The organism is Streptomyces sp. FH025, from assembly GCF_017427025.1.
Lineage (GTDB): Bacteria > Actinomycetota > Actinomycetes > Streptomycetales > Streptomycetaceae > Kitasatospora.
In genome coordinates, this window is the sequence record NZ_JAFLNG010000383.1 from 1 (window position 1) to 7,510 (window position 7,510).

Consider the following 7,510-nt stretch of genomic DNA (forward strand, 5'->3'; position numbering starts at 1 on the left):
GGTTCAGCGCATCGGCTCAGTGGATCGCGACGCCGGCGGTCTCGCCCGGCAGGTCGCTGGCCTTCGCCTTGATCGCGAACAGCGCGACCAGCAGTGCGACCGCCGCCAGTGCGGCGCCCACGATGAAGCCGTGCGAGATGCCCTCGGTGAGGACTGAGTTGGCGGCGTCGGTGCCCGCCGGGAAGTCCTGGTGGTCCTTCAGGTAGCCCAGCTGCTCCGGTGTGGCCGAGGCCATGAACTTCGGCAGCTGCACCTTGAACTCGGCGGTGGCGTAGTGCGCGAAGACCGTGGTCAGGATCGACAGGCCGAGCGAACCGCCGATCTGCTGCATCGAGTTGAGCAGGCCGGAGGCGGCGCCGGTCTCCTCGCCGGGGACGCCGGCGACCGAGAGCAGCATCACCGGGACGAAGATCAGGCCCATGCCGAAGCCGAAGACCACCGTCGGGCCGAGAACCCCGTCCAGGTAACCGCTGTCCTTGCCCATCTGGGTCAGCCAGGTGAGGCCGACGGTGACCAGCAGTGCGCCGCCCGCCATGAACGGCTTCGGGCCGTACTTGGCCTGGAGGGTGGAGGCGAGCTGCGCGGCGGCGATGATCGCCACGCTGATCGGCAGGAACGATACGCCCGCCTTCAGCGGGCTGTAGCCCAGCGGGCCCTGCACGAACAGGACGACGTAGAAGAAGATGCCGAACATGGCCGCGGCCAGGCAGAGCATCATCACCAGGCCGCCGGTGCGGTTGCGGTCGGCGAACAGGTGCAGCGGGGTGATCGGCTGGTCGGTGCGCTTCTCGACCACGAAGAAGGCGGCCAGCAGGATCGCGCCGGCCGCGAAGGAGCCGAGCGTGAGGCCGTCCGACCAACCGTCCGAGGCGGCCCGGATGAAGCCGTAGACCAGTCCGACCAGGCCGAGCGTCGAGGTCAGCGCGCCGGGCAGGTCGAAGCGGCCCGGGTGGCGCTCGGACTCGGTGATGTAGCGCGGCGCGGCGATCGCGATCAGGACGGCGATCGGCACGTTGACGAAGAACACCCAGCGCCAGTTCAGGTACTCGGTGAGCAGACCGCCGGCCAGCAGGCCTATCGCGGCGCCCGAACCGGCCACAGCCGAGAACACGCCGAACGCCTTGTTGCGCTCCGGCCCCTCCTCGAAGTTGGTGGCGATCAGGGCGAAGGCGGTCGGCGAACAGATCGCTCCGCCGATGCCCTGGAGCGCCCGGGCGGCCAGCAGCAGGCCGCTGTCCTGCGCGAACCCGCCCAGCAGCGAGGCCAAGCCGAACAGCAGGGTGCCGAAGATGAACACCCGGCGGCGACCGAGGATGTCACCCGCTCGACCGCCGAGCAGCAGCAGGCCGCCGAAGGTCAGCGTGTAGGCGTTGATGACCCACGACAGGTCGGTGGTCGAGAAGTTCAGCGCGTCCTTGATGTGCGGCAGCGCGATGTTCACGATGGTCGCGTCGAGCACCACCATGAGCTGCGTGGCCGCGATGACGGTCAGGGTGATGCCCTTGCCCCCGCCCCCGCCCTGGCGGCCCTGAGGTGGTGATTTCTTGCTGAGCGTGTCGGAGATAGCCACGAATGTGCCCCCTGCTGGCTACGTGCTCGGTGCCTGGTACTCGGTCGAAGTCCGGCCGAAGTCCGATTGACCCGCCGGACCCGGGTGTTCTGCTGCGTGCCGACGCAGACTAGGAAGGAACGGTCCCGTTCACTAATCTGGACGATATCCTGGCCTGAATAGTGAACGCAAGCGTTCCTTAGGGGGTGGTGATGGCGATGGATCGGTTGGTGCGGCGCCTGGTGGCGGACCGGGCATCCGGTCGTGCGGCCGCCAGGCCTGCGGAGGGCGCGCGCCCGTCGCCGGTCGCGCCGGTCGCGCCGACCGCGCCGGTGCCCGCAGCGCCGGTGCCCGCAGCACCGGTGGCCCCGGTGGCCCTCGTGGCGGCGGTGGCCCCGGTGGCGGCGCTCGGGGTGGAGTCCGGGGTCGGGCCGGAGCCCCTCTGCCCGGTACGGGCAGCCCGGGAGGTCCTCACACGGCCGGTGCGGCGGCGGGGGAAGGAGTTGGAGAACGCGATCTTCGAGGCCGTGCTCGACCAGCTCACCTCCGGCGGCTACGCGCGACTGACGATGGAAGGCGTCGCCGCTGCGGCGCGGACCGGGAAGGCCGCGCTCTACCGGCGCTGGGCGTCCAAGGTCGACCTCGTCGTCGACGCCTTGGACGCCACTCTGCCACGCCCTCACGGCACCCCCGACCTCGGGGCGGCTCGTGCCGAATTGCTGCAGCTCATCGGGGTGTTCGCGGAGGCGATGGGATCCCCGGCGGGCACCGCCCTGCACGCGCTGATGGGCGAGCTCTCCCAGCAACAGGCCCAGGTGTTCAAGGACTTCATCGTTCAGCGGGTGGTCGAGCCGATCAAGGAGACCATCCTGGACATCCTCCGCCGCGGCGTCGAACGCGGGGACGTCCGGCCCGGCGCGGTCACCCCACTGGTCGCCGACGTGGTCCCGGCGATGCTGATGTTCCAGGTGAAGGCCTGCGGCCAGGACCGGCTGCCGCCCGACTTCGCGGTCCGGCTGGTGGACGACGTCCTGGTACCGCTGATCCGGCAGCCGTAGGGCGGGCTTAGGCTGGAGACTGCCCCCACCGGAACGGAAGACCGCCATGCCCATCGTCCCGCCGACGCACTCCGTCGAACGCTCGCTCCGCCGGGCCGGCGCCAAGCTCGTGGTCGGGCTGGACGAGGTCGGGCGCGGCGCCTGGGCCGGGCCGGTCACCGTCGGAGCGGCCGTCACCGGGCTGCGCAGGGCGCCGGAAGGGCTGACCGACTCCAAGCTGCTCACCGAACTGCGCCGCAAGGCACTCGCGCCGGTCCTGGCCGACTGGGTCACCGCGTACGCGCTCGGGCACGCCTCGCCGCAGGAGTGCGACGAACTCGGCATGACGGCGGCACTGCGGCTGGCCGCCGTCCGCGCGCTGGGGGCGCTGCCGGTCGAGCCCGATGCGGTGATCCTGGACGGCAAGCACGACTACCTCGGCGGCCCGTGGCGGGTGCGCACGGTGATCAAGGGTGACCAGTCCTGCATCTGCGTCTCCGCCGCCTCGGTGCTCGCCAAGGTCCACCGCGACGGGCTGATGGCCGAACTGGGCGAGGTGCACCCGGAGTACGGCTTCGCGGACAACGCCGGTTATCCGTCCCCGGTGCACCGCGCCGCGCTGGAGGAGTACGGCCCCACCGAGCACCACCGGCTCTCCTGGGCGTACTTGGACGCGTTGCCCAAGTGGCGGCACCTCAAGCGCGGTCGGGACGTCGTCGGCGCGGGTCAGGGATCCGCCGACGAACAGTTGACACTCGGTTTCTGACGGTCCGTCTGGAATTGCCCCGGGCGGGGGCGGCAGGCGCCCGACGCCCAAGGGGTGGGGCGCCCGTGCGCGTCCGATCGGCATTTGATAGATATCCGGGTATGCCTGTCTTCCCCGAGGAGTCGGAGATTCACGAGAGCCTCCCGGGCCCCGGCGTTCCCTTCCCACGCGAGTCGGACGCACAAGCCCTCCACGCACCTGCCACCGGCGGCGCGCCCGCCACCGCACCCACCACCGTCACCGCCGCACCGCTCCCGGTGCCCGGACCCCGTCCGGGCCCCCCGCGGCTGGCGCCGCCGCGTGCCGACCGTTCGGGCCCGCCGCGCCTGATCCCCAAGCCCGGACCGGCGCCGCGCCGCCCGGCCCCCACCACGCCGCAGGTCGAGGTCCAGCTCGTCGCCGCCACCCCGGCCCAGGCGCTGGAGCGGGCCGACGACACGGTCGACCTGCTGCTGGACGCCGGCCGCAGCCCGGGCGACATCCTGGTCCTGACCGTCGGCGAGGCGCACCCCTGGCAGCAGCACGAACTCTCCTTCGGCGAGGAGCGCTACTGGGCGCAGCTCACCGAGGGCGGGGACGTGTTCTACGCCGACGCCGCGTTGACCCGGCCGGTCCGCCGCGAGGTGGTCGTCCTGGTGGTCAACGGCGGTTCGGCCGCCCGGGCCGCCGAGGCGTACACCGAGGCCCTCGGCCGCGCGACCGCGCTGCTGGTGGTCTGCGGGGAGGCCGGGCCGACCACGGGTGCGGCCGGAGCCGCGCCGGGGCGCCCGGTCAAGGCCTGACCGCCCGCCCCATCGACGCCTGACAGTCGTTCCGGGCCCGGTGCCGTACGGTGCCGGGCCCGGGGCCCGTCCGGAGTTCTGCCCGCGTATCCGGTTCCGCCGCTGTTCGGCGGGTGCCGATCCGGTGCGTGTTCGCCTGTTCGCCCGCGGGTCCGCTCGCCTGCGCGTCGGGCGGGTGCGCGGCGGCGTCGCTCAGCGCGTGCCGGTGCGGCGGGTCGGTTCGACGGCCGTGACCCGCGCCGGGATCCACGAGGCCTCGGACTGCGGGGAGCGCTGCGGACAGTCGGCGCGCTTGGCCTGCTCGGCGGCCTGCTGCCGGGCGCGCTGGCTGCGCGGGGCGTCGTCGAGCGGCGAACGCGGCGGCAACTCCGTCACGATGTGCACCGGCCCGTCCGCCCACGACCCCGCGTGCGGATTGCGCCCACCGCGCCCGTCCCCGAGGATCTGCCAACCCGCCGGGGTGAGCCCGATGTACGCGCCGCAGCGCAGCCCGTGCAGCACGGCCGCGTCCCGCAGTGCCCACATCCAGGCGCCGTCCTGCTCCGTCCAGCCGGGCGCGCCGTCGCGGCAGCGCAGCAGTACGGCCGTCCGGGTCGGCGCGGGCAGCCGCAGGTCGTGCGGGATGACCCGGCGCAGGTGCGCCAACAGGGCGTTCCGATGCTGCCAGCCGTCGGTGTCGTGGGGCCAGGGCGTGAACGAGGCCGAGGCGGCGAGGTGGTGGAGCGCGTCCAGGACGGCGACCACGACCGTGCCCGGCTGGGGCAGGTGGCGCTGGTGCAGCTCCAGGACGAACTCGCGCGGGTCGCGCAGCAACGGAATCCCCGAGGCGGTCCAGGTGTCCAGGTCCAGCACCCGTCTGGGCACCGAACCTCCGGAGAGGGGATGTTGACCTCGGCCGATACCGTTGATCACGATCCTCCTTCCTGGCCCGTGGGCAGGCGGGTGCCTGGGTACGCCGAAGAACGGGTCCGACGGACCGGGTTTCGGGTACCCCGCAATTCTCGCGGCAACGGGGGCGGAGCGGCAACGATGAAATGATGAACGCCATCCGATAGCCCATGTTCTGCCGGATATGTTCCGCGGCCGTCCGAGCATCGCTCAGGTGCCGCCCAGCCTTGATCCACAACGCGCGAGGGGCATGGCGAACCGTCTTCGGCATGGCGGGCACTCCTTTCTCGGGTCGGGTCTTCGCTGTGATCGAAATCGCTTCGCAGGCTCCTTTCCGTTAGGCCATTCGAGTGACGGCGGCGGTGCTCGTGGGCGACCGGCCGCCGCCCGCTCACCCCTGCACGGCCAGCACCAGCGGCAGCACCGCGCTCGCCCCCGCCCGGCGCAGCAGCCGGGCGGCCACGGTGACCGTCCACCCCGAGTCCACGAGGTCGTCCACCAGCAGTACCGGCCCGCCGGCGGCCGCCACCGCCTGCTCCAGCTCCGGCGGCAGGCACAGAGACCCGGCCAGCGAGTGCAGCCGCTGCGCGCTGTTGCTGCGGGCGCCGTGCGGCGGCAGCCCGCCGGCGTACTCGATCCGGCCGAGCAGTGGCATCCGCCCGATCTCGGCGATCCGCGCGCCGAGGCTGCCGACCAGCTGGGGGCGGGTCGAGGAGGCCATGGTCACCACGCCGACCGGCCGCTCCAGCCTTGCACCGTCCGCCGTCGCGGGCCCGGCCCAGCCGCCCGGGCCGCGGGCCCAGTCGGCGAGCACGGCGACCAGCGCGTCCACCGCCTCGCCGGGCACCGGCACGTCCGGCGCCTGCTCGGCGAGCAGGGTGCGCAGCCGGTTGCCCCAGCCGATGTCGGACAGCCGGCCGAGCGCCCGTCCGGTCTCGGCCTGCTCGCCCGCCGGGATGCGGCCCTTGAGCGGCACCCCGAGGGCGTCCATCCCGGTGGGCCAGAGGCGGCGAGGCTCGAAGCTCACCCCCGGGCGGCCGAGGGCGGCCCGGGCCGCGGCCAGGGTCTCGGCGGAGACATCGGGGGTGTGCAGCGGCCCCGCGCAGTTGTCGCACCGCCCGCAGGGCGCGGCCAGCTCGTCGTCCAGCTGGCGGCGCAGGAACTCCATCCGGCAGGCGGTGGCCGCCGCATACTCGCGCATCGCCCGCTGTTCCGCCTCCCGGGAGGCGGCGACCTTGGCGTAGCGGGCGGTGTCGTATTCCCAGCTCTGCCCGGTGGCCGTCCAGCCGCCCTTGACCCGGCGGACGGCGCCGTCCACGTCGAGCACCTTGAGCATGGTCTCCAGCCGGGTGCGGCGAAGGTCCACCCGGGGCTCCAGAGCGGCGGTGGAGAGCGGGCGGCCGGCCTCCGCCAGCGCGTCGATGGTGCGGCGCACCTGCTCCTCCGGCGGGAAGGCCAGCGAGGCGAAGTAGCGCCAGATCGCCTCGTCCTCGCGCCCGGGCAGCAGCAGCACCTCGGCCCGGTCAACCCCGCGCCCGGCCCGGCCGACCTGCTGGTAGTAGGCGATCGGCGAGCTGGGTGAGCCCAGGTGCACCACGAAGCCGAGGTCGGGCTTGTCGAAGCCCATGCCGAGCGCGGAGGTGGCGACCAGCGCCTTGACCCGGTTGGCCAGCAGGTCGGCCTCGGCGGTGCGGCGCTCGGCGTCCTCGGTGCGGCCCGAGTAGGAGGCCACCGCGAAGCCGCGTTCGCGCAGGAAGGCCGTGACCTCCTCGGCCGCGGCGACCGTCAGGGTGTAGACGATGCCCGAGCCCGGGAGCCGGTCGAGGTGGTCGGCCAGCCAGGCGAGCCGGTGCGCCGGGTCGGGCAGGGCCAGGACGCCCAGGGTGAGGCTCTCCCGGTCGAGTGGCCCGCGCAGCACCAGGGCGTGCTCGTCGACGGTGCCGGTGCCGAGCTGCTCGGCGACGTCCGCGGTGACCCGGGCGTTGGCGGTGGCGGTGGTGGCCAGCACCGGGACGCCGGGCGTCAGGTCCGCGAGCATGGTGCGCAGCCGCCGGTAGTCGGGGCGGAAGTCGTGCCCCCAGTCGGAGATGCAGTGGGCCTCGTCGACCACCAGCAGGCCCGTGGAGGCGGCGAGCTTCGGCAGCACCTGGTCGCGGAAGTCCGGGTTGTTCAACCGCTCGGGGCTGACCAGCAGGATGTCGACCTTCCCGGCGGCGACCTCGGCCTGGATCTCGTCCCACTCCTCGGTGTTGGCCGAGTTGATGGTGCGGGCGTGGATCCCGGCCCGGGCCGCCGACTCGACCTGGTTGCGCATCAGGGCGAGCAGCGGGGAGACGATCACCGTCGGCCCGGCTCCCCGGGCGCGGAGCAGGGCGGTGGCGATGAAGTAGACCGCGGACTTCCCCCAGCCGGTGCGCTGGACGACCAGGGCGCGGCGGTGGTCGACCACGAGGGCCTCGATGGCCGTCCACTGGTCCTCGCGCAGGGT

Annotated in this window: 6 protein-coding genes; 3 read left to right on the plus strand and 3 right to left on the minus strand. The window is 73.3% G+C overall.

Annotation, left to right across the window (positions count from 1 at the left end; all coding sequences use genetic code 11):
* Positions 1-16: 16 nt before the first annotated feature.
* Positions 17-1,570 carry an MFS transporter gene (locus J0670_RS24350; protein WP_307806667.1) on the minus strand — a complete coding sequence of 518 codons (1,554 nt, stop codon included), beginning with the start codon at positions 1,568-1,570 and terminating at the stop codon, positions 17-19.
* Positions 1,571-1,767: 197 nt separating this feature from the next.
* On the opposite strand from J0670_RS24350, the gene J0670_RS24355 reads away from it, so the two are divergent.
* The 3 genes from J0670_RS24355 (at position 1,768) to J0670_RS24365 (ending at position 4,134) form a co-directional block, all read left to right on the plus strand.
* Entirely contained in the window at positions 1,768-2,607 is an 840-nt protein-coding gene (locus tag J0670_RS24355) for a TetR-like C-terminal domain-containing protein (RefSeq protein WP_207813791.1), read from the plus strand.
* Between the two features lie 46 nt (positions 2,608-2,653).
* Positions 2,654-3,352, plus strand: a complete 699-nt coding sequence (locus J0670_RS24360) for a ribonuclease HII (RefSeq protein ID WP_207813792.1) — start codon at positions 2,654-2,656, stop codon at positions 3,350-3,352.
* Between the two features lie 101 nt (positions 3,353-3,453).
* Positions 3,454-4,134 (plus strand): hypothetical protein, encoded by a 681-nt coding sequence (locus J0670_RS24365; protein ID WP_207813793.1) that lies wholly within the window; start codon positions 3,454-3,456, stop codon positions 4,132-4,134.
* Between the two features lie 192 nt (positions 4,135-4,326).
* Here J0670_RS24365 and J0670_RS24370 read toward each other — a convergent pair whose 3' ends face one another.
* Together J0670_RS24370 and J0670_RS24375 are read right to left on the minus strand one after the other, a co-directional pair.
* On the minus strand, positions 4,327-5,046 hold the full coding sequence (locus J0670_RS24370) for a hypothetical protein (protein ID WP_374223154.1): 720 nt from the start codon (positions 5,044-5,046) through the stop codon (positions 4,327-4,329).
* Between the two features lie 367 nt (positions 5,047-5,413).
* Positions 5,414-7,510, minus strand: a 2,097-nt coding sequence (locus tag J0670_RS24375; protein WP_207813795.1) for a RecQ family ATP-dependent DNA helicase, incomplete at its 5' end; no start/stop codon positions are given.